Below are 22793 nucleotides of genomic sequence, written 5' to 3'. Positions count from 1 at the left end.
GAGCACCCGAATTTTAATTCGAGTGCTCTTGTTTTTTTATTGCTCCAATTCAACGAGCAAATCGCCTGTAGCTATCGATTCTCCAGCAGCTACATATATTTCTTTTACTATTCCATCGAAAGGTGCCTGAATCGTTGTCTCCATTTTCATAGCTTCAGTGATAAGCAAATGTTCGCCTCTTTTCACTTTCGCTCCCTTTGAGACTGCGACTTTTAAAACAGTTCCCGGCATAGTAGCAGCAATATGCGCAGCATTTGAAGTATCCGCTTTTTGTTTTCTAACTGTGACAGACTCAACACTCATGTCTTCAATTATGACTTCACGCGGCTGGCCGTTCAATTCGAAATAGATGACTCTTGTTGCATCTGATTGAGGTTCGCTAATCGACACCAATTTAACAATCAACGTTTTCCCTTTTTCAATCTCTACTTCGATTTCCTCACCAAGACGCATTCCATATAGGAATTCAGGTGTATCAATAACAGATACATCCCCGAACTGCTTATTGGTTTGGGAATATTCTTCGAAAACTTTCGGATATAGAGCATAAGAAAGTACTTCATGGCTGGTAACTGGACGTTCCAATTTAACATTCAATTCATCCCGTAGCTTTTCAAAATTAACATCTTCCAATAGTTCTCCAGGACGGACAGTAATCGCTTGGCGATCTTTTAAAATGATTTTTTGAAGTTTTTCTGGGAATCCGCCATATGGCTGGCCGATATACCCTTCAAAAAACTCAATAACTGATTCCGGGAAATCGATGGACTTTCCGCGTACAAGGACTGACTTTTCGTCAAGTTCATTTTGCACCATAAATAAGGCCATATCGCCAACAACCTTCGATGAAGGTGTCACTTTCACAACATCCCCGAATAGCAGGTTAACCCGAGAATACATGCCCTTCACTTCTTCCCAGCGCTCCCCTAGACCTACCGCTTTCGCTTGTTGCTGCAAGTTAGAATACTGGCCACCAGGCATTTCATGAACATAGATTTCCGAATGTGGGCTCATCATGCCACTTTCAAAGTGCTGATAATACTTCCTAACATCTTCCCAGTAGTACGATAAATCTTCAAGCGACTTCACGTTTGCACGTACATTGCGTTTACCACCTTGCAGCGCGTAGTGTAGCGAACTTGCCGACGGTTGTGAAGTTAGACCTGCCATTGACCCTAAAGCCGTGTCAACGATGTCTACGCCAGCCTCAATCGCTTTGGCATACATATAAATACCGTTTCCACTCGTATCATGCGAATGTAGATGAATTGGGATGTCCACTGTTGCTTTCAATTCAGATACAAGTCGATAAGCTGCTTCCGGTTTTAACAGACCTGCCATATCTTTTATAGCAAGGATATGAGCTCCAGCTGACTCAAGTTCTTTTGCCATCTCTTTATAATAATTAACCGTGTATTTCGCTCGTGAATCGTCAAGAATATCCCCTGTATAACAAATTGCCGCTTCCGCGACTTTCCCCGCTTCACGTGTTGCGTCAATTGCAACTTCCATTCCTTTAATCCAGTTCAAGCTGTCGAAAATACGGAATACATCAATCCCAGCATCGGCTGACTTCTTAACGAACTCACGGATAACATTGTCTGGATAATTCGTGTAACCTACAGCATTTGCGCCACGGAACAGCATTTGGAAAAGCACATTTGGAATTTGTTCTCGCAGTTTTAATAACCTATCCCATGGATCTTCTTTCAGGAACCTATAAGCAACATCGAATGTCGCCCCGCCCCACATCTCATAAGAAAACAGATCTGGCATCAGCCTTGCCGATTCAGCTGCAATTGACGTCATATCGGAAGTACGCACCCGTGTAGCCAACAAAGATTGATGTGCATCGCGGAATGTTGTATCTGTCAAAAGTACATCGTCTTGTTCTTTAATCCACTTGATAAGCCCTTCAGCACCGCGTTCATCCAAAATCTGTTTTGTACCCGGTTTTGGCGGTGTAAGTAGGTCAATTAGTGGTTTTCTCACAGGATGAAGGACTGGCTTTGATTGTTTTCCGATTCCCGGGAATCCATTAACTGTAACATTACCAATATAATTAAGCATTTTCGTTCCACGGTCTTTGCGGGCTGGGAACAGGAATAATTCAGGTGTTGAATCAATAAAGCTCGTATTATAGTTACCTGTTAAGAAGTTTTTATGCTTCACAACATTCTCAAGAAAGGGGATATTCGTTTTGATGCCACGAATCCGGAATTCCTGTAAGTTCCTGTCCATTTTGGAAGCAGCTTCACGGAACGTCATACCCCATGTAGATACTTTAACAAGTAATGAATCATAGTACGGCGTGATGATAGCCCCTTGGAACCCGTTCCCCGCGTCTAAACGGACACCGAATCCCCCGCCCGATCGATAAACAGATAATTTTCCAGAATCCGGCATGAAGTCGTTCAATGGATCCTCTGTTGTCACGCGAGATTGAATTGCAAATCCAAATAACGGAATCTTGTCCTGTGTCGGAATACCCGTTTCACTATCATGAAGGCTTTTCCCATCTGCAATATGAATTTGCGCGTGAACGATATCAATACCCGTCACCATTTCTGTGATTGTATGCTCAACTTGAATACGAGGATTTACTTCGATGAAATAAAATCGACCATCCGATACGAGAAATTCCACGGTTCCAGCGTTTTTATAATTAACATTCTTCATCACTTTTACTGCCGCTTCGCAAATTTCTTCCCTTAACCCATCCTCAAGCGAAATCGAAGGTGCTATTTCGACGACTTTCTGATGACGGCGCTGAATTGAGCAATCTCGCTCGAATAGATGGACGATATTGCCGTATGTATCTCCAAGGATTTGAACCTCGATATGTTTTGGTTTATCAATGTATTTCTCGACATACATTTCATCCGATCCAAATGCAGATTTCGCTTCTGACCGCGCACGTTCAAATGCCTCGTTGACTTCTTCGGCAGAATTCACAATCCGCATTCCGCGTCCTCCACCGCCAAGAGATGCTTTAATAATGATTGGATAACCATTCGATTCGCCAAACATTGCGACTTCTCCGACTGTAGAAACTGGACCGTCACTGCCTGGGATTACTGGAATTCCGGCTTTAACAGCTTGCTCACGTGCTTTCACCTTGTCTCCAAACATATCCAATTGCTTTGAACTTGGACCAATGAAAATGATTCCTTCTTCTTCTAAACGCTTTGCAAATTCTCTGTTTTCAGCAAGAAATCCATAACCAGGATGAATCGCATTCGCGCCAGAGTCTTTCGCTATCGCGATAATCCCCTCAATATCGAGATAAGCATCAATCGGCTTTTTACCTTCTCCGACAAGATAAGACTCATCTGCCTTGTAACGATGGAATGACCCACTATCTTCTGTTGAATAAATACCCACCGTTGGAATATTCAATTCGGTACAAGCGCGAAAAACTCGTATTGCTATTTCTCCACGATTGGCTACAAGGATTTTCTTAATCTGTTCCATCACAAGGCACTTCCTTTTCTAATTGTTTTTTTCATATTTTACGAACATTGAGACATTCGTTAATATTCCTAAAGCTAAAGATAACAGAATAACAGAAGTACCGCCATAGCTAATAAACGGCAACGTAACCCCTGTAAGCGGTATTAACCCAGTCAGGCCGCCCAAATTAACAAATGTTTGAATTCCTATCATACTCCCAATTCCTGCAGCCAGCATGCGCGCATGGGGATCTTTTGCCTGCAATGCAATAGATAAAGCCCTTAAGACGATAAAACCAAGTCCCCCGATTACGATAATAGCACCAAGAAGGCCTAATTCTTCCGAAATTACCGCCATAATGACATCTGTTTGCGGTTCCGGCAAATAGCCCCTTTTTTGAATAGAATTGCCGAGCCCTCGCCCTTGTAAACCACCAGAACCGATGGCAATATAGCCGTTCGCAATCTGATAGCCAGACCCTTGGATATAATCGAATGGATTCAGGAATGACAGTATACGACCCGCCCTACTTGCATTCATAATCGAGTCCCATTTGAAATAAAGGATAAGGGCAGCAAAGACAAGACCCACAGAAATTATTCCGCTAATTTTCATGAAGGTTCTTTTTTTAATACCGCTTGCTGCAAGGACGGATAGGGCAGTAATGATAATAATGAACGAACCTCCGATGTCCGTCTCGAGCATGATAGAACCGACTGCTAATACTAAAATGACCACGGGTGGTAATATTGATTGGTTAATATTGTCAATTGTGCCTGACTCGTATTTTTTTGCAAAAACACCAGAAAAATAGACAATTAGAACCAATTTCGCAACTTCTGAAGGTTGCAGATTCCCAAAAGGTGTTTTTATCCAACTAGTTGCTCCGACATGACCACCTGAACCAATGAAATGAACCAAAAACAATAGAAATAACATACCTATTACTGCAAATATCATCAAATTTTTTCGTTTATAATTTTTGTACGGAAAAAAAGCCGCCAAAAAGAAAGCGGGGATGGCAAGTTTTAAATTTAACAGCTGTTTTTGCAAATAATAATCAGCCGGATAATCATAGCGACCCACCGCTACAACCATACTTGAACTGTAAATCATGACCAACCCGAACAGACAAAGTAACAGGTAAACAAAAAACAGTGGGAAATCAAAGTAGCGAAATAGTTTTCTAGCATAAGTTTTCATAGGGTTACCTCTTTTTCATTAAACAAAAAACTCAAACCATTATGTCAGTTTGAGTCTTTGGCTTATTTTCTCGTATATACTTCGTGTAACACTGTCATTTCTTTCTCAAGTAATGAAAGGATTTCATTGCCTTTCGGACGATCAATCAAACCTAGCTTTACAGCAAAGTCAATTTCACGAGACAAGCCATACATTTGTGTATCCAGCACTTCTTCATAGAGTGGGCACTGAGGCATCGTCAAATGGTCCATCTGTACTTTTATTAGTTGACCAATCTTATCAGCATCGGCTTGAAGCTGCTTCATTGCCTTTTGCTGATATGTTTCCTGCAATTCTATATCCATGAGGACGCCCCCATCAAACTTTTATTTCTTTATGGTTATTATCAATAAATTGTATCTTTCAAAACGAGAAAAAGCAAGCGTTTTCCCTTTGACCTTGTAAGTCAGAAAGCAAAAGCTTTTCCTGAAGACATCAAAGCGTTATACTAGAATCAAAAGATAATTTAATTCAGTAGGGGGATATTCATTTGGAATCAATAATTCCGATTAAAGGAAATGTACGTCATGTCATCACACTAGACCCGACCGTGTGGATTTTCGATGATCGTCGCGTTGATTTGAAAACGTACTTTACAGAAAGCCACATCGAAAAAGATGAACTAGAAGAATATAAAAGAGATATGGGGAAACATTGGTCACGTGAAATAATGGAAGGCGCAACGTTCCCACCTACCCTGGAAACAGAAAAAAAGTTTGAAAAACGAAAAGTACTTACTGGAACATATGGTATTCAATTACGTCATTTTTTAAAAATCGCGGAGCCTGCGGAAAATGCACAAACGCTAGCATTTGAAACGTCAGACGGCGAAAGTCACTCATTCCCACTTACGAAAGTCGATGATATCATTTTCAAATTCAGCGACGAAGGTAAGCCGCTACTTGAGGGTGGTCCGGTTCACGTTGTCTTCAAAGACGGTTCGAACAACGATAATCCGATTCGCAACGTCATTGCGATCCGAGTTGACTGAAGGAGGATTTCCAATGCGTGTAAAATGTGTCATCTGTGACAATGTCGGGCAACTCCCTGACGATTTGCCACTAGCCAAAACACTACGAAATCGCCCTATCCATACCTATATGTGCCAAGAATGCAATGATCGGATTGCCGAAAAAACGATTGCACGGATTGCGACTGGAAACTTTACTTTTCATCGCAGTTCCCACTCCATCGAGAAAGAATTCTGAGAAAAGCGTAAGGTGCCTGAAGCCTAAACACTGTCCCGAGTCTAAAAACTTATACTTCATTTTGGGATGAAAAACTAGGCACTATGTAGATGTTCTTTTGGATTGCTTTGGACTTAACGACTACTACACCATTATCGGGATTTCTAAATGGGTAGGGATGCGACTTTGTCGCATCCCTACCCATTTTTTTCGTTAATCGTATAGCGGCCGTTAGTCCGTCGCCCTCCAAAGATACATGTACACTACTAAATGCTAAAGCTTTTGGGTACGAGTGAATATCCACTCTCCTATCCATAAAGGAGCAGCCAAATATGCAATTTTGGCTACTTAATCCTTCTTTATCGCATTTCCTGTTCGATTTTAAGGAAGTGTCACATTCTATATGGCGTCACACTATTACTTGTATGATCTTTGCAAAATTAACTAGGAAGGCTTCATTAAATGCGATAGGGTGCCCGAAATTTCATCTTCGGGCACTTGCACCCTCTATAGAAAGGTATCTATTCTTGCTTCTTCCAAAGCAGTTGCATTTTCCACTTGAACATCGTAGGTACGCGACGGACAGATAGTCGCAACAGGATTACCGAAAAGCTGTATTGATTATTTTGTCCAAAGCAAGCCGGAAATGTACAAGTACAAATGCAGATTTTCACGCTTTTCTTACAGGTGCACCATTAATTAAAACGGTTAAGAAACAGACGTTTATTTCTTATATTCGCCAAAAAGAAGACCCCATCATATGATGGGGTCTTCTTTTTTTTCTTTATACTCATTCATCCTGCGCACTCGGTAGATGATTAAAATAAGAGCCGCCACGACGAGAGCCTCCACAATCGGGAGGAAAAAGCCAAGAAACGTCAAAATTAGACAGCCGATAAACAGGAATGCATAGATGAAAAAAGTCTGTAAAGGCCTAAGTTTTCTAGCAAATCCCAGTTTATAAACAATTGCCGACATGAGGAAGACGAGGGCAAAAAGTACATAACCGGCAGCCGTATAGGAAGGCATCACTTCGTAAATAAAGCGTGCAATACCCGACATCTTTCCGAATACGAACTCTGTATCGCCAACACTAGCACTCATTCAACACATTCCCTTCTGTAAAGCATTTCTAATAAGTCGCAATAGTAATGATTCCATCACTGTCAAAGGACCTCAGAAAGCCGTGCTGACCTATCAGTCGACAAGACCTGTATGGGTAAGCACTCAATATGCTTTCCTTTATTAAGATCACTTAAGTCTAAACAGTGATTATTTCTTTTTCTGAACACGTTCGCGTTCGTTTTTATCAAGTATCTTCTTGCGGAGCCTGATCGATACTGGCGTCACTTCGCAATACTCGTCATCGTCCAGGTATTGTAACGCTTCTTCAAGCGACATAATACGTGGTTTTTTAGTTGTGACTGTTTGGTCTTTAGAAGCTGAACGAACGTTTGTCGCTTGTTTAGCCTTCGTTAGGTTGATTGTCAAATCGCTTTCGCGCGTATTTTCACCAACAACCATTCCTGCGTAGATATCAGTTCCGGCACCAACAAACATAATACCGCGATCTTCTAGCTGCATGATGCTGTAAGGCGTAGCTGTTCCGTTCTCCATTGAAACGAGAACACCGTTTCTGCGACCTCCGACTTTACCTTTTGCCATAGGCTGGTAAGAATCGAACGTATGATTCATAATTCCATAACCTCTTGTCAATGTTAGGAATTCTGTTGAATAGCCGATTAAGCCACGTGCAGGCACATTGAATATTAGACGAACTTGTCCGTTACCATTGTTGATCATATCAATCATTTCGCCTTTACGTTCACCAATTGACTCGATAATAGAGCCTGTATGCTCTTCAGGAATATCAATTTGTAAACGTTCGATAGGCTCACAACGAACGCCATCTATTTCTCTTACAATTACTGTTGGTTTCGAAACTTGCAATTCAAATCCTTCACGGCGCATGTTTTCAATAAGAATAGACAGGTGAAGCTCACCGCGTCCTGAAACAGTCCATGCATCAGGCGAATCAGTTGGATCTACACGAAGGGATACGTCTGTTTGCAATTGCGATTGAAGGCGTTCGTCGATTTTCCTTGACGTTACCCATTTACCTTCTTTACCTGCAAACGGACTATTGTTTACAAGGAATGTCATTTGTAACGTTGGTTCGTCAATGAACAACTCCGGAAGTGCCTCCAGATGATCTGCCGGACAAATTGTTTCACTAACGTCAATGTTCTCCATTCCAGATACTGCAACAAGATCCCCAGAGAAAGCCTCTTGGATATCAACGCGTTTCAAACCGAGGAATCCGGACAATTTTGTAACACGGTAGTTTTTCACAGTACCATCACGTTTCATAACGGCAACCGACTGCCCGACTTGCATCGTTCCACGGAAAATCCGTCCGATACCGATCCGACCAACATAATCGCTATAGTCAAGAAGGGATACTTGGAACTGTAAAGGCTCGTCGCGATTATCGACTGGAGCAGGAATATGTTCTAGAATCGCGTCATAAAGAACACGCAACGTTTCTTCTTGTGTTGAAACGTCTGGTGATAAGCTTGCAGTACCGTTGAATCCTGATGCATAAATAACTGGGAATTCAAGTTGTTCGTCGTTCGCATCTAGTTCTATGAATAATTCAAGAACTTCATCAACTACTTCTTCAGGGCGTGCAAATTCACGGTCAATTTTATTAACGACAACGATTGGTTTCAAGTTCTGCTCAAGCGCTTTTTTCAGTACGAAACGCGTTTGTGGCATACACCCTTCGTATGAGTCAACAACAAGAATTACACCATCTACCATTTTCAAGATACGTTCCACTTCTCCGCCGAAATCTGCGTGACCTGGTGTATCCAAAATGTTGATTTTTGTATCTTTATATTCAATTGCGGTATTCTTTGCAAGAATCGTAATTCCGCGTTCACGTTCAATTTCATTTGAGTCCATTGCACGGTCATCTACTTGTTCGTTAGAACGGAAGATCCCCGATTGTTTCAAAAGTTGATCGACAAGCGTCGTTTTTCCGTGGTCGACGTGGGCGATAATAGCTATGTTACGTAAGTCATTTCTAAGTTTAGTCATGATTTCACTCCATTATTCTTTTTTCGGTTGATTAACTGTGTTATTATAGCACATGTATTGATAATTCGAAAACATTTAATTGTAGATGGAGGTATTTTTTTGAAAAACATCAAGTGGATTTTCGTTTTTTATGCCATTGCTGCTATCGCTTCTATGTGTGCAATCGGCGTTGCAGTCGGAATGAGCAGCCCCACGATTGCGATTGTAGCAATCGTTGCATTGATTCTAATTATGGGTAACGGATTTAAAACGAAAAAGAAATATAGAGAACAAGGACTACTTTAATAAAATATTTTTCAAATGTGACGTTTCAAGGTAATCGGAGTATCCGGTGCTTGTAACGTCCTTTTTTTATTGTTTTAGGTCGATATAGTTTGTCACTATATCTTGATGCAATCCTGGCCTTGCGACTATAAATGTATCTTGCCCAAGAAGGTGCGGAAAATCCCCTTTCATGTTTGTTGCGACAGCACCGACCTCCTGCGCAATAACAATACCTCCAGCAACATCCCACGGCGACAACCTCATAGACATATATGCATCCAGCCTGCCAGACGAGACATACGCAAGCTCGAGCGCTGCTGAGCCATACGATCTTGTCCCCCTGCATTTTTTAATCAGCTCAATAATTTTTTCGTTATCAACGAAGCGATTCGGAGCCACCCAACTGGCATTAATACCAATAACGGCTTCTGCTAATGGCGTAATCTCTAATTGCGGTAGCCGTTCATCATTGAAATAAGCCCCTTCATCTTTAGCAGCATGATAAAAATCATCGCGCATCACATCATAAATATAACCAAGCATACCGACGCCTTCTGCATATATTCCAAGAGAAATGGCAAAGTTCCGCTTTTGGTGGATGAAATTCATCGTTCCATCAATTGGGTCAAGCATCCAAACAACCCCATCAAGCGTCTGAACAATATCGCCAAACCCTTCTTCACCTAAAATCTTATGGTCAGGGAAATCTCTTTTAATTCTACTGATGAAAAATTGTTCGATTTCTTTATCAATATTCGTCACAAGATCATTCGCACTTGATTTTGAATCGATATCGATTTGATTGAAAAAAGACACACGAATTTTATGACCCGCTTCTTTTATCAACGACTTTGCATATCGATCAATAATTCCCCACTTCATAAAGCCACCCCTTTCATTACCACTACCTATATACACTATATCGAAAAAGGCATCTCATTACACTATCCCTGTTTCTACAGGAAGTGTATGGATGCCTTTCTGGTGCGCCAATCGGAATCATGCGAAGCCATTTAGTATCTCCAGCTCACGGCGAATCTCCATAAGCCTATGTTTGCTTTTCATTTTCTGTTTTGCATCATCTTCTTGTACAGCATCGAAAAGCGTTGCAAGTTCATAATCGAGTTCTAGGTTAAGTAGCTTTACATATTCTTTCTCTACATCGGCTTTGCGGATTACATGGACGACTTGTTTCATAGTTGACACCCCTTTTTCTTCATATAGTCTAAATTTTCTGCTAGTTATAATTAAAATATGCTGCGACTGATGTTTGCTCTAGTTATAAGCCTTGTTACTAAAGATTGTTCCCCGTTTTCTGCTATGATAAACGTGTAAATGTAATCGGGGGTAGTGAATATGCTTGGTCGTTTTTGGGAAAATGATGATTTTGATGTATTTTCAATTGAAGGGCTAGAAAATCGGATGGAAGCATTGCAAAATCGGATCCAGCCAAAGTTCGGAACTTTAGGTACACATTTTGCGGACCGCCTTTCTGCACATGGGACTGATGAATTTTTCCCGCATGTGGCTAAACACGCAAGACGGACAGTAAATCCGCCAAATGACAGTTGGGTCGCATTCGCACCTGCAAAACGAGGCTACAAAGCGTTGCCTCATTTTCAGATTGGCTTATGGGGAACACATTTATTCATTATTTTAGCGGTAATTTATGAGAATCCAGATAAAAAGGGAATTGCCGAGCGTTTAGAACTGAACTTGAGGATTTTAACATCTCTTCCCGGCACTTATATCGTTTCTGGAGATCACATGAAACCCGAAGCCACAACTATAGTACAAGCAGGAGACGATGGCCTCGAACAACTTTTAGAACGGCTACAAACTGTCAAAAAAGCGGAGTTCCTTGTCGGTCGTCATTTGCCACGTGAAGACGCGGTTAAATTTTCTAATGCAGAATTCATGGCATTTGCAGAAGAGACTTTTGACCAACTGCTACCTGTTTATGATGTAGTCATTAATAAAAAATAAAAGGAATGCTCCCGCTTAGCGCGAGGGCATTCCTTTTATTATTTCTTCGCCATTTGAACCTTTTGCCATTTGAACTACACGGTAACAGACGTAACCGCTCGCTTCCTCAAATTCCTTGCACAATGTTTTCTCTTCCGCCATGGAAGGGACCACTTTTTTAAATCCCCGATATGTCTCCATCAGTTTTTCTCCTGCAATACCAGATTCATATGCCTTTTCAACTGCCTCATAAAATGCCGCGACTGCGATAATTTCTACGGTCGACCAGTCATGCCTAATAGGATAATTATAATCCATGCTAATTCGCTCCCTTTACTCTCTTTAGTTCCATCTTTTACGGATTGTTTCCGCTTCATTCACCATACGCTCAACTAATTCTGCAACGGATGGTACATCGTTGATAAGCCCAGCAACCTGACCAGCCCATCCATAACCATTATCAGCATCTCCATCATGAATAAAACGGCGGTTCGCTTCACCGCTGATTAAATCTTTCATCGCTTCATAATCAGCATCTTCGGCTTCCATGTCAATTATTTTCTTCGTCCAACTCCCAGTCAACGCTCGGGCAGGTGCTCCTAGTGTTCTTTTAATGACAGTCGTATCGGTTTCACTACTTGCTAGTAGAAGATTTTTATAAGCTTGAGATGCATGGACACACTCTTTCGTCGCAATAAATCTAGTTCCCATCTCGATTCCCTCGGCGCCTAGTGCCTGAGCAGCCATCCAACCTCGACCATCCCCGATGCCACCGGATGCAATAACTGGGATTGAAACAGCATCGACAACTTGCGGCACAAGCACCATTGTTCCGACATCGTCACGCCCAAGATGTCCCCCACCTTCTTGCCCAACAACCATAACTGCATCAGCTCCAAGTGATTCTGCTTTCTGAGCCTGTCTTTTAGCAGCAACTAGCACGAGCTTTTTAACGTTTGTATTTTCAAGTTGAGCAAAAAACGGCGCGGGATTTCCACCCGTTACAGACATTACTGTAACACCTTCTTCCAAAGCAGCTTCCACCATATGGGCATATGGACGTCCATGTTGTCCAATCGCAAAGTTCACGCCGAACGGTTTATCAGTCAGTGCTTTCACTTTCGTTATCTCTGCGCGTAGTGCATCTGCGGAATCCAAACTCATCGCAGTAATTTGCCCAAGTCCCCCTGCTTCCGAAACGGCTGCTGCCAGTTGCGCATAAGCCAAGTACGCGAGCCCGCCCTGGATGATTGGATAATTGATATCAAGCAGTTCTGTTACTTTTGTTTTCCATTCCATTTGAATTCCCCCCGTTAGTCCCCTGACTCTCTTCTTCATCTGCATCTACTAAACCTGCAACAAAAGGCAAAAGAAGTTGGGTCACACTAACCTAAATACCAGTTTCATAGCCCGATTTAAACTAAAAAACCGTCGATGAGGATAACTTGCTGCCTCATCGACGGTTTTAATCTCGTACTCTAGATACTTATTTCGAAATCATATGAATTGGCTTACCCAAAGCAACTTCCGCCGCTTCCATTGAGATTTCACTCAATGTTGGATGAGCATGAATTGTCATTGCGATATCTTCAAGCGTCATTCCCGCTTCGATTGCAAGAGCAAGTTCAGATATCATATCTGATGCACTTTCACCCACAATTTGCGCCCCAAGTAGAAGTCCGTCTTCTTTACGTGATACAAGTTTGACGAAACCTTCTGAAGCATCAAGCGCAAGCGCCCGTCCATTAGCTGCAAATGGGAATTTCCCTACTACCGTTTCATAACCTTCTTCTTTTGCCTGTTGCTCATTCAAGCCAACAGCTGCAAGTTCAGGATCAGTGAAACAAACGGCAGGAATTGCCAAGTAGTCAACTTCAGACTTCTCACCTGAAATTGCTTCTGCCGCAATTTTAGCTTCATAAGAAGCTTTATGTGCAAGCTGAAGTCCTGGAACAATATCACCAATTGCATAGATATTTGGAATGCTTGTACGGCATTGTTTGTCGACTTGGATAAGACCGCGTTCAAGGAACTTGATACCTATCTCTTCTAATCCGATTTCATCCGTATTCGGACGACGGCCTACTGTAACAAGTACGTAATCAGCTTCGACTTTCTTCTCTTCTCCGCCTACTTCGTATGTTACTGTAACGCCAGTAGCTGTCTCTTCAACACCTTTTGCAGAAGCTTTAACGACAACCTCGACGCCTTTTTTCTTCAAGCCTTTTTTAACGATTTGTGTCATTTGTTTTTCAAAACCTGCAAGAATGTCATTGCCGCCTTCAATAATCGTTACTTCTGATCCAAGGTTTGCATATGAAGATCCTAGCTCAGTACCGATATAACCGCCACCGATAACAACAAGTTTACCCGGTAATTCTGTAAGAGCCAAAGCACCTGTAGAATTAATAACGCGTTTTGTAAACTTGAACGTCGGAATTTCAATCGGACGTGAACCCGTTGCAATGATTGCATTTTTGAATTTATATGTTTGTGCAGAAGTTTCGTCCATCACACGTACTGTGTTGCTATCGACGAAATAAGCTTCACCTTGCACATAATCAATCTTGTTTCCTTTAAGAAGTCCTGCAACTCCACCAGTCAACTTGTTGACTACGCCATCTTTGAACGCTTGCGCTTTAGTGAAATCTAGTTTCACTTCTGTCGCTGTAATCCCCATTGAATCAGAATTTTTAGCATTAGCAAAACGATGTCCAACAGCAATTAGTGCTTTTGAAGGAATACATCCTACGTTCAAGCACACGCCACCAATATCGCCTTTTTCAACAACGATTACTTTTTGGCCCAATTGTGCCGCACGAATTGCTGCGACATATCCTCCTGGTCCAGAACCTACGACAAGTGTATCTACTTCGATTGGAAAGTCTCCTACTACCATTGTTTACGCCTCCATTAATAAAAGTTCCGGATTTGCGAGCAATCTCTTAAGGTGATTCAACGCATGTTGTGCAGTAGCGCCGTCGATCATCCGGTGATCGAATACCAATGACAATGCTAACATAGGTGCCGCTACGATTTCACCATTTTTTACAACTGGCTTTTCTGCGATGCGGCCAATTCCGAGAATTGCAACCTCAGGATGATTAATGATTGGTGTAAACCATTGTCCTCCTGCAGACCCAATATTCGTGATTGAACAAGATGCACCCTTCATTTCAGCAGGTGCTAATTTACCATCGCGTGCTTTTACAGCAAGGCTGTTGATTTCATCAGAAATCGCGAAAATCGATTTGCGGTCCGCATGCTTGATAACAGGGACAAGAAGTCCACGGTCAGTGTCTGCAGCGATACCAATATTATAATAATGCTTCTGAACAATTTCTTGCGTAGCATCATCGAGTGAGCTGTTAAACGCTGGGAATTCACGCAATGTCGAAACGAGTGCTTTTACGACATAAGGCAAGTACGTAAGTTTGATGTCTTTTTCTGCAGCAATGTCTTTGAATTTTTTGCGATGTGCAACGAGTTCTGTAACATCCACTTCGTCAAGCAACGTAACATGCGGAGCAGTATGCTTTGAATTGACCATTGCTTTGGCAATTGCTTTTCGAATTCCAGACATTTTTTCGCGTGTTTCGGGGAAATCGCCTTCAAGATGAACTGGAGCCGGAGCTGAAGTTTCTTGCGCAACATCAATTTCAATTTGAACGTCTTGGTCAACTACTGCTGAAGCTACAGCCTGAGTTTGACCACCATTTTTGAATGATTCAATGTCTTCTTTTAAAACGCGGCCGTTTTTGCCTGATCCTGAAACTTGCTGAATTTCGACACCTTGCTCACGCGCAAATTTACGTACTGAAGGCATTGCAATAATTCGACGATTCGGATCGACATCTGTTTGTGCTTGTACACTTGCAGATGAGGCAGCTACCGTTGCCGCCGGTTGGTCCTTAGGCGCCTCTTCTTTTTCAATCGGTTGACCTGCTTCAGCAGTTGCTTGAACTTGCGCTTCAGTTTCAGCGTTGTCATCCTCTTCAGTTTTCACATTTTCATAACCAGGTGCATCGAAGCGAATTAATACATCCCCCACGATTGCAACTGTGCCTTCGGAAACGACTATTTCTTCTACAGTACCCGTAACCGGTGATGGAATTTCTACAACTGCTTTATCGTTCTGGATTTCAAGAAGTATGTCATCTTCATTGATTTTATCGCCTTTAGCGACGAACCATTTTACGACTTCACCTTCATGGATTCCTTCTCCGATATCTGGTAAACGGAATTCATATGCCACGCGATTCACCCTTTCTTAGTTCAGACTTTAGTTAGAACGTCAATACTTTTTTAGCTGTTTCGATAATATCTTTTGCATTTGGAAGCCAAGCATTTTCGCCTTGTGCAAATGGATAGATAGTATCCGGTGCCGTTACACGAAGAACAGGTGCTTCAAGGCTAAGTATTGCACGTTCTGTAATTTCAGCTACGATGTTCGCAGCAATTCCTGCTTGTTTCTGCGCTTCTTGTACAACCATTGCACGGTTTGTTTTTTCAACAGATGCAATGATTGTTTCGATATCCATCGGTTGAATTGTACGCAAGTCGATAACTTCTACTGAGAAGCCTTCTTTTTCAAGCTCTTCAGCCGCTTTCAAGCTTTCGTGAACCATTGCGCCGTACGTGATAATTGAAAGATCTTTCCCTTCACGTTTCACATCCGCTTTGCCAAGTGGAATCGTGTACTCTTCTTCAGGAACTTCTTGTCTAAATGAACGGTACAGTTTCATATGTTCAAGGAAAATGACCGGATTGTCGTCGCGGATTGCAGATATCAAAAGCCCTTTAGCATCATAAGGCGTTGAAGGAATAACAACTTTCAACCCTGGTTGTGAAGCTACTAGACCTTCAAGGCTGTCAGCGTGCATCTCAGGTGTTGCTACGCCGCCACCGAATGGTGAGCGGATTGTAACAGGTGCATTGAAACGTCCTGCGCTACGGAAACTCATGCGTGCAAGTTGACCGCTAACTGAGTCAATTACTTCATAAAGGAAACCAAAGAACTGGATTTCCATAACTGGACGGAAGCCTGTGAATGCTAAACCAATTGCTAGTCCACCAATACCAGATTCCGCAAGCGGCGTATCGAATACACGCACTTCGCCAAATTCTTTTTGCAAGCCTTCAGTTGCACGGAAGACACCACCGTTATTTCCAACGTCTTCGCCGAAGACGAGGACGTTTTCATCATTTTTCAGCTCCGTACGTAGAGCATCAGTTATTGCTTGAATCATCGTCATTTGTGCCATCGGTTACTTCGACTCCTTCTCTGTGTAAATGGCTAGCTGCTCTTGCAAGTTGTAAGGTAGCTCGCCTTTGTACATGATGTTGATAAAATCGCTCACTTTTTGTTTTGGAGCTGCATCTGCTATTTTGATTGCTTCTTTAATTTCTTCTTTAGCACGTTCAATTACGGCGTTTTCTTTTTCTTCATTCCAAATACCTTTTGCTTCAAGGTATGTACGGAAACGGATTAGCGGATCGCGTTTTTCCCATTCGCTGTCTGTTTCTGAAGTACGGTAACGTGTAGGATCGTCTCCTGCCATCGTATGTGGTCCGTAGCGGTAGCAAAGTGCCTCAATCAATGTTGGTCCATCGCCATTGATTGCGCGCTCGCGTGCGTCGCGTGTAACCGCATACACCGCAAGTGGATCCATACCGTCAACAAGAATACTCGGGATACCTGCTGCAATACCTTTTTGTGCAAGTGTTTTTGCAGCTGTTTGCATTTCACGTGGAGTTGAAATCGCGAATTGGTTGTTTTGAATGATAAAGATTGCTGGAGAACGATATGCTCCCGCAAAGTTAATCCCTTCATAGAAATCACCCTGCGATGTTCCGCCGTCACCTGTGTATGTCATTGCAACTGCTTTCGTTCCGCGTTTTTGGAAGCCAAGTGCAATACCTGCCGCTTGAATATATTGTGCACCGATAATAATTTGTGGTGGGAATACATTGACAGATTCAGGAATAGCGCCACCTTGGAAGTGCCCGCGTGACCATAAAAATGCCGTCGATAAAGGTAATCCGTGGAATAACATTTGTGGAACGTCACGGTAACCTGGAAGGATGAAGTCCTCTTTTTCTAGTGCAAACTGTGAAGCAAGTTGTGATGCTTCTTGTCCTGCTGTCGGTGCGTAGAATCCTAGACGTCCTTGACGGTTCAACGATATTGAACGTTGATCCAAAATACGTGTATATACCATACGTGTCATTAACTCAATGAGTTCTTCATCGGATAAATTCGGATCTGCATCCTTATTAACGATTTCGCCTTCTTCGTTCAAGATCTGGAACATTTCAAACTTTTCTTCAATCGCGTGAAGTGTTTCCACCGGATCGAACTGCTTGTCTTTTTTGGCAGCCATTTCGGCAACTCTCCTTTTTAACTGTATTATGAACCATTACTTTATTGATTGGTACAATCTATTCCATTCACAGTATATCTAATCAGAACTGAATGGTCAAACATAGTAATTACATGTCCCCTTGGAGTTAATAGCTAGTAGAATTGATAGTTAATACCAAACTGTATTAGCACAATAAGCCGTCTGTATTATAATAGAATGTCTTTTTCATAACTTTTAAAATCATAAAAAAAGGCGAAGATTTTACTCCTTCACCTTGTTATTCCTCATTTCCCTATTTGTAAACTAGAAAAAACATCTTCCTTCAATACATTCACTTTGACCGTCGCGTCATTAAAGGAGTTAACCGCTAATTGGACTAACTCATTCTGCTCATTCACTTCCCCAACTTTATCCTTCAGTCCTTTCAGTTCAACTTCTTTAGCAATAAGCATTTCGTATAACTCCTTTTGCAAGCTGGTGAGTTTTTTATACTCAACAACAAAAGCTGAATGGAGCTCATATCGGTTTGTAACCGCTCTTTTTAGTTCTTCTAACCCTTTTCCAATATTTCCATCTACTTGTTCTATGATTGCATCGAGCTCATCCGCGGATTTGCTTGCTTTACTTATGGACTTTTCTTCTCTTTCTATAAGAGTAAGTCGTTGTCCCAGCAATTCTTCAAGTTCAGCTACCTTTATTTCCAGCTCACCCAGTTGTTGTTGCGTCAATTCCATCGCCTGATTAAATAATTCCTGTTCCGATTTTTCAAGCTCCGCCAATTCACCTTGCGCATCTAGATACACTTGTTCAGCATTATTCAATTTTGTTATGGTAGCTGACAGCTTCTTTTCAATCGACGAGTCAGAATTACATCCGGACAGCATCAAAGTTATCGCTAATATGAACCCCATAATCGTTTTTTTCAAATTTGCCAACCTCCAATTCCCCTATCAAATACGCTGACCTACAGGACGTAGGTCATGCAAGCGTTGCCGCAGGACGCGGCGCACTTAGGTTGCCTTCATTCAGCAGGGTTTTGGTCCCCTGCTGAATGAAGTTAAACTATAACGTTTTACATTTCACTAATCAACTTCGCGTTCAATTTCTTTCACCCCTATTCACATTCGTTTATACTATTGAATAGAGTAAATTCGAAAGGAAGATTCAACAATGATTTTAATGGAACATATTGTCAGGGACGGACACCCCGCTCTCCGCACACAAGCTGAAGAATTAAGTTTCCCATTGTCCAACGTTGACCGAGAACTTTGCGACGATTTAATTGGGTACGTTATTAACAGTCAAGATCCCGAACTTAGTGAAAAGTTCGACCTCCGCCCCGGAATCGGCCTGGCCGCACCACAATTAGACAAATCGAAAAGAATATTTGCGCTCCACATTACAGATGATGTTCAACAAACAGTTAGTTTTATTGCTATTAACCCCAAAATCGTCAGTCACTCAATCGAAAAAACCTATCTTCCTTCAGGCGAAGGCTGCCTTTCAGTAGATCGCGATATAGAAGGTTTTGTACCTCGTTATGCACGGATTACGATTAAAGCATACGATCCTGATGGAAACGAATTCAAAAAAAGATTGAAAGGACTTGCCGCTATCGCTTTTCAACATGAACTTGACCATTTGAACGGCGTAATGTTCTATGATCATATTGATAAAGAATCACCTTTTAAGGATATTCCCGGTGCTACTCCACTTGTACGAGATTAAATCCGGCTATCACTAGAATGCGGCAAAGCTAGTTGAATGGAATCTGTATTTTCATGGATGGATCTTTCCGCTATACAGAAATCCCCTCTTGACAAAATGTTCTGACAACGGTATAATGATTTCGAGGAGTGATGTCGCCATGTACAAACGCCTAAAACGTAAATGGTTGAAACGGCTAAATGGCATACTCGGAAAAAAAACTATCGCTTAATTATGTTAAGCCTGCCATCAAATTGGTGGGCTTTTCTTTATTTTAAAGAAGTGTCATGCTAATATAAAGAGAATCAGTTCAATCGAACGTAAAAAGGAGAGCAAACGATGATTTATAAAATTTATTATCAAGAGAACTTGCTTCAAATTCCAGTCCGTGAAAATACAAAAAGCATGTACATCGAAGCGGATTCGGAAAGGTCAGTCCGTGCGAAGTTAAAAGACCGTTCTTTTAATATCGAATATGTCCAACTTCTTGAAGGTGTTCATCTTGAATACGAACAGGCTGCACCCTATTTCGAGCTTGAAGAGGTTTAAACATGAAATCTATTAAAAACAATGAAACTGCTGTTTTCGCTTTAGGCGGACTAGGTGAAATCGGTAAAAACACATATGGTGTACAATTCCAAGATGAAATTATTCTAATTGATGCGGGTATTAAATTCCCCGATGACGCATTACTCGGTATCGACTACGTCATTCCGGATTACACGTATCTTGAACGTAATGTGGACAAGATTAAAGGCCTATTTATTACACATGGTCACGAAGATCACATTGGTGGTATTCCTTATCTTCTTCGTAAAATTAATGTTCCAGTATATGGCGGAAAACTCGCACTTGGACTTTTGCGTAACAAACTGGAAGAGCATGGCCTGTTACGGACTACTAAGTTAATTCCTTTTGGTGAGGATGATGTATTTAAGTTCCGTAAGACAGCAGTATCATTTTTCAGGACAACACACAGTATTCCAGATGCATTCGGTGTTGTAGTTAAAACACCTTCCGGTAATATTGTTCACACGGGTGATTTCAAATTCGACTTCACACCAGTTGGGGAACCAGCAAACTTGACTAAGATGGCGAAAATCGGTAGCGAAGGCGTACTTTGTCTGTTGTCAGATAGTACAAATGCTGAAATCCCTAACTTCACAATGTCTGAACGAAAAGTCGGCGACAGCTTGAATGAAATCTTCAGAAAAGTTGACGGCCGTATTATATTCGCGACATTCGCATCTAATATTCATAGACTACAACAAGTGATTGAGTCTGCTCAGGTATTGGGTCGTAAAATTGCAGTGTTCGGCCGTAGCATGGACAACGCCATTACAATTGGGCGTGAACTTGGTTACATCGATGCACCAAAAGAATTATTTGTTGATACCCAATCATTGAATAAGCTGCCAGCAAACAAAGTATTAATTCTTTGTACAGGTAGTCAAGGTGAACCGATGGCTGCACTATCTCGTATCGCGAACGGTACGCATAGACAAGTTCAAATCCATCCTGGCGATACGGTAATTTTCTCGTCTTCACCGATTCCAGGCAATACACTTAGCATCAATAAAGCTATTAATGCACTATTTCGTGCGGGTGCTGATGTGCTCCATGGTTCTTTAAATAATATCCATACTTCCGGTCATGGTTCGCAGGAAGAACAGAAATTGATGATCAGATTGATTAAACCAAAATTCTTCATGCCTATTCACGGTGAGTATAGAATGTTGAAAATCCATACAGACCTTGCAGTCTCTTGTGATGTTCCTCGAGAGAACACATTCATCATGGGGAATGGCGATGTACTCGCTCTTACACAAGATGAAGCGCACCTTGCAGGCCGGATTCCTTCTGGTGACGTCTATATTGACGGAAGCGGAATCGGAGATATCGGTAGCGTCGTTCTGCGTGATCGTAGAATCTTATCTGAAGATGGTCTTGTAATTGTTGTGGCAACAGTGGACCTAAAACGCAATCGTGTCGTTTCGGGACCAGATATCATTTCCCGTGGATTCGTTTATATGCGTGAATCTGGTGCAATGATTCACGAAGCACAACAGATGTTATCCAAACAGATGCAACGCAAGCTTGCAAGCTCGCCCGCAGATTTCGATGCTCTGAAAAGTGAAATCATTGATGTTCTCGGACCGTATTTATACGATAAGACGAAACGTAAGCCAATGGTGCTTCCTGTGATTATGGAAGTTTAATAAAATAAGAATAGCGGAAGGCGCCTTCTAGACGCGACAGGCATAAGTCGATCCAAGGGAAGGCAGTCTAGGATCGCGACGTCCTGTCGCAACGACCGCATACCTGCATCCTTGCAGGCACGACGTGGCGCTCTTTGCCACATAGCTGGATTGCTTTCAAGGAACCTAGCCTAAGTACGCCGCGTCCTGCGGCAATGGCTACGTGACCCACATCCTGTGTGCCTCCGAGCGCCTGGAGCTAGACACTATTCCAAGTCAAAAAACTTATACTTTCTTACCTTTTTAAAAAACCGTAAACGCTTATATGCGTTTACGGTTTTTTTATTATTCATCAATGCAGTGCTTTCTTTTCAAACTTATGAATCTCCTCGTCCGATCCAATCACAATCAAGATATCTTCAAGTCGGATTTTCTCTATCGCTTGAGGCGATACAAGAATATGTTTACCACGTTTAATTGCAACAATATTGACACCATATTTGGCCCTAATGTCTAAATCTATTAATGTAAATCCTACGAGTTTTTCATTCGCCTTTATCTCCGCAATGGAATACTCATCAGACAACTCAAGATAATCGAGTATATTATTCGATACCATATTATTAGCAATTCTGATGCCCATATCGCGTTCAGGATGTACGACCTGGTCAGCCCCGATTTTACGCAACACTTTTTCATGGGAATCATTTTGCGCTTTCACTGTTATTTTTTTTACACCGATTTCTTTCAACATGAGTGTCGTCAAAATACTTGCTTGGATATTTTCACCAATCGCAACGACTACATGCTCAAAGTTGCGGATGCCAAGTGATCTGAGAACAGACTCATCAGTCGTGTCAGCTGCGACCGCCTGGGTTGCAATATGAGCAAACTCATCCACTCTTTCTGGTGAAATATCAATTGCCATAACATCAGCATCGAGTTCTATTAGCTCTCTTACGATACTCCCCCCGAAACGCCCCAAACCAATCACCGCAAATTCCTTTTTCATAGAGCACCCTCCCCTATCCACTTACTGGATTCGATTAGTGTATCATATTGAATTCGCACTCACAAATTTCCATCGGGGTACTTAATAGACCACGCTTGTTGATTAACCAAATGTAACCCGTGAATAACTTAATGACCTACTGCCCGCTACGTGTATAGTTGACTTTGGATTGCTGTGGATTGAATGACTTCTATACGATTACCGGGATGTCTGGATGTGTAGGGATGCGACTTTGTCGCATCCCTACACCGTTTTCTTGGTAATCTTATGGTGGTTATTCATCCGTCGCGTTCCTAAT

The 22793-nt window shown here is 41.9% G+C and carries 22 protein-coding genes; 7 read left to right on the top strand and 15 right to left on the bottom strand.

What is annotated here, in order from left to right; translation table 11 throughout:
* Positions 1-36: 36 nt before the first annotated feature.
* From pyc to H2672_RS04565, 3 genes are all read right to left on the bottom strand, one after another.
* Positions 37-3474 carry a pyruvate carboxylase gene (gene pyc, locus H2672_RS04575; protein ID WP_186669483.1) on the bottom strand — a complete coding sequence of 1146 codons (3438 nt, stop codon included), beginning with the start codon at positions 3472-3474 and terminating at the stop codon, positions 37-39.
* A gap of 18 nt (positions 3475-3492) precedes the next feature.
* A complete protein-coding gene (locus H2672_RS04570) occupies positions 3493-4656 on the bottom strand; it encodes an FtsW/RodA/SpoVE family cell cycle protein (protein ID WP_186669481.1) in 1164 nt (387 codons plus the stop codon).
* A 62-nt stretch (positions 4657-4718) separates the two neighbouring features.
* Positions 4719-5000 (bottom strand): Fpa/YlaN family protein, encoded by a 282-nt coding sequence (locus tag H2672_RS04565; protein WP_186669479.1) that lies wholly within the window; start codon positions 4998-5000, stop codon positions 4719-4721.
* 185 nt (positions 5001-5185) lie between these two features.
* Between H2672_RS04565 and H2672_RS04560 the strand changes: the two genes are divergently transcribed.
* Complete coding sequence (locus tag H2672_RS04560) at positions 5186-5686, top strand: molybdopterin-binding protein (protein WP_186669477.1); 501 nt, start codon at positions 5186-5188, stop codon at positions 5684-5686.
* A gap of 13 nt (positions 5687-5699) precedes the next feature.
* Positions 5700-5903 (top strand): YlaI family protein, encoded by a 204-nt coding sequence (locus H2672_RS04555; protein WP_186669475.1) that lies wholly within the window; start codon positions 5700-5702, stop codon positions 5901-5903.
* 735 nt (positions 5904-6638) lie between these two features.
* On the opposite strand, the gene H2672_RS04550 is transcribed toward H2672_RS04555, so the two are convergent.
* Positions 6639-6986 carry a YlaH-like family protein gene (locus H2672_RS04550; protein ID WP_186669473.1) on the bottom strand — a complete coding sequence of 116 codons (348 nt, stop codon included), beginning with the start codon at positions 6984-6986 and terminating at the stop codon, positions 6639-6641.
* A 168-nt stretch (positions 6987-7154) separates the two neighbouring features.
* A complete protein-coding gene (typA, locus tag H2672_RS04545) occupies positions 7155-8984 on the bottom strand; it encodes a translational GTPase TypA (RefSeq protein ID WP_186669471.1) in 1830 nt (609 codons plus the stop codon).
* Between the two features lie 99 nt (positions 8985-9083).
* On the opposite strand from typA, the gene H2672_RS04540 reads away from it, so the two are divergent.
* Positions 9084-9269: a YlaF family protein gene (locus H2672_RS04540; RefSeq protein ID WP_186669464.1), complete on the top strand. Its 186-nt coding sequence runs from the start codon at positions 9084-9086 to the stop codon at positions 9267-9269.
* 66 nt (positions 9270-9335) lie between these two features.
* Here H2672_RS04540 and H2672_RS04535 read toward each other — a convergent pair whose 3' ends face one another.
* Together H2672_RS04535 and H2672_RS04530 are read right to left on the bottom strand one after the other, a co-directional pair.
* Positions 9336-10130: an inositol monophosphatase family protein gene (locus H2672_RS04535; RefSeq protein ID WP_186669462.1), complete on the bottom strand. Its 795-nt coding sequence runs from the start codon at positions 10128-10130 to the stop codon at positions 9336-9338.
* A 117-nt stretch (positions 10131-10247) separates the two neighbouring features.
* A complete protein-coding gene (locus H2672_RS04530; RefSeq protein WP_186669460.1) occupies positions 10248-10445 on the bottom strand; it encodes a hypothetical protein in 198 nt (65 codons plus the stop codon).
* 159 nt (positions 10446-10604) lie between these two features.
* Between H2672_RS04530 and H2672_RS04525 the strand changes: the two genes are divergently transcribed.
* Positions 10605-11234 (top strand): YktB family protein, encoded by a 630-nt coding sequence (locus tag H2672_RS04525; RefSeq protein WP_186669458.1) that lies wholly within the window; start codon positions 10605-10607, stop codon positions 11232-11234.
* 15 nt (positions 11235-11249) lie between these two features.
* Here H2672_RS04525 and H2672_RS04520 read toward each other — a convergent pair whose 3' ends face one another.
* The 7 genes from H2672_RS04520 to H2672_RS04490 form a co-directional block, all read right to left on the bottom strand.
* The gene (locus tag H2672_RS04520) at positions 11250-11531 is read right to left on the bottom strand and encodes a UPF0223 family protein (protein ID WP_186669456.1); all 282 of its coding nucleotides are present in this window, start codon (positions 11529-11531) and stop codon (positions 11250-11252) included.
* Positions 11532-11555: 24 nt separating this feature from the next.
* Complete coding sequence (locus H2672_RS04515) at positions 11556-12512, bottom strand: NAD(P)H-dependent flavin oxidoreductase (protein ID WP_186669455.1); 957 nt, start codon at positions 12510-12512, stop codon at positions 11556-11558.
* A gap of 187 nt (positions 12513-12699) precedes the next feature.
* A complete protein-coding gene (lpdA, locus tag H2672_RS04510; RefSeq protein WP_186669454.1) occupies positions 12700-14112 on the bottom strand; it encodes a dihydrolipoyl dehydrogenase in 1413 nt (470 codons plus the stop codon).
* A gap of 3 nt (positions 14113-14115) precedes the next feature.
* Positions 14116-15468 carry a dihydrolipoamide acetyltransferase family protein gene (locus H2672_RS04505; RefSeq protein WP_186669453.1) on the bottom strand — a complete coding sequence of 451 codons (1353 nt, stop codon included), beginning with the start codon at positions 15466-15468 and terminating at the stop codon, positions 14116-14118.
* A gap of 31 nt (positions 15469-15499) precedes the next feature.
* On the bottom strand, positions 15500-16477 hold the full coding sequence (locus H2672_RS04500; protein ID WP_186669452.1) for an alpha-ketoacid dehydrogenase subunit beta: 978 nt from the start codon (positions 16475-16477) through the stop codon (positions 15500-15502).
* Positions 16478-16480: 3 nt separating this feature from the next.
* Complete coding sequence (gene pdhA / locus H2672_RS04495) at positions 16481-17596, bottom strand: pyruvate dehydrogenase (acetyl-transferring) E1 component subunit alpha (protein WP_186669451.1); 1116 nt, start codon at positions 17594-17596, stop codon at positions 16481-16483.
* Positions 17597-17862: 266 nt separating this feature from the next.
* Positions 17863-18504 carry a YkyA family protein gene (locus tag H2672_RS04490; RefSeq protein WP_186669450.1) on the bottom strand — a complete coding sequence of 214 codons (642 nt, stop codon included), beginning with the start codon at positions 18502-18504 and terminating at the stop codon, positions 17863-17865.
* 244 nt (positions 18505-18748) lie between these two features.
* On the opposite strand from H2672_RS04490, the gene def reads away from it, so the two are divergent.
* The 3 genes from def (at position 18749) to rnjA (ending at position 21504) form a co-directional block, all read left to right on the top strand.
* Positions 18749-19306: a peptide deformylase gene (def, locus tag H2672_RS04485; RefSeq protein WP_186669449.1), complete on the top strand. Its 558-nt coding sequence runs from the start codon at positions 18749-18751 to the stop codon at positions 19304-19306.
* Positions 19307-19624: 318 nt separating this feature from the next.
* Positions 19625-19834 (top strand): DNA-dependent RNA polymerase subunit epsilon, encoded by a 210-nt coding sequence (locus H2672_RS04480; RefSeq protein WP_186669447.1) that lies wholly within the window; start codon positions 19625-19627, stop codon positions 19832-19834.
* Positions 19835-19836: 2 nt separating this feature from the next.
* Positions 19837-21504 carry a ribonuclease J1 gene (gene rnjA / locus H2672_RS04475; protein WP_186669445.1) on the top strand — a complete coding sequence of 556 codons (1668 nt, stop codon included), beginning with the start codon at positions 19837-19839 and terminating at the stop codon, positions 21502-21504.
* A 331-nt stretch (positions 21505-21835) separates the two neighbouring features.
* Here rnjA and H2672_RS04470 read toward each other — a convergent pair whose 3' ends face one another.
* On the bottom strand, positions 21836-22495 hold the full coding sequence (locus tag H2672_RS04470) for a potassium channel family protein (protein WP_186669442.1): 660 nt from the start codon (positions 22493-22495) through the stop codon (positions 21836-21838).
* Positions 22496-22793 lie beyond the last annotated feature (298 nt).

This window comes from Sporosarcina sp. BP05, from assembly GCF_014282005.1.
In the GTDB taxonomy this organism is placed as follows: Bacteria; Bacillota; Bacilli; order Bacillales_A; family Planococcaceae; genus Sporosarcina.
The sequence above is the reverse complement of the archived record's forward strand: the minus strand, read 5'-3'. Positions and strand labels throughout refer to the sequence as shown.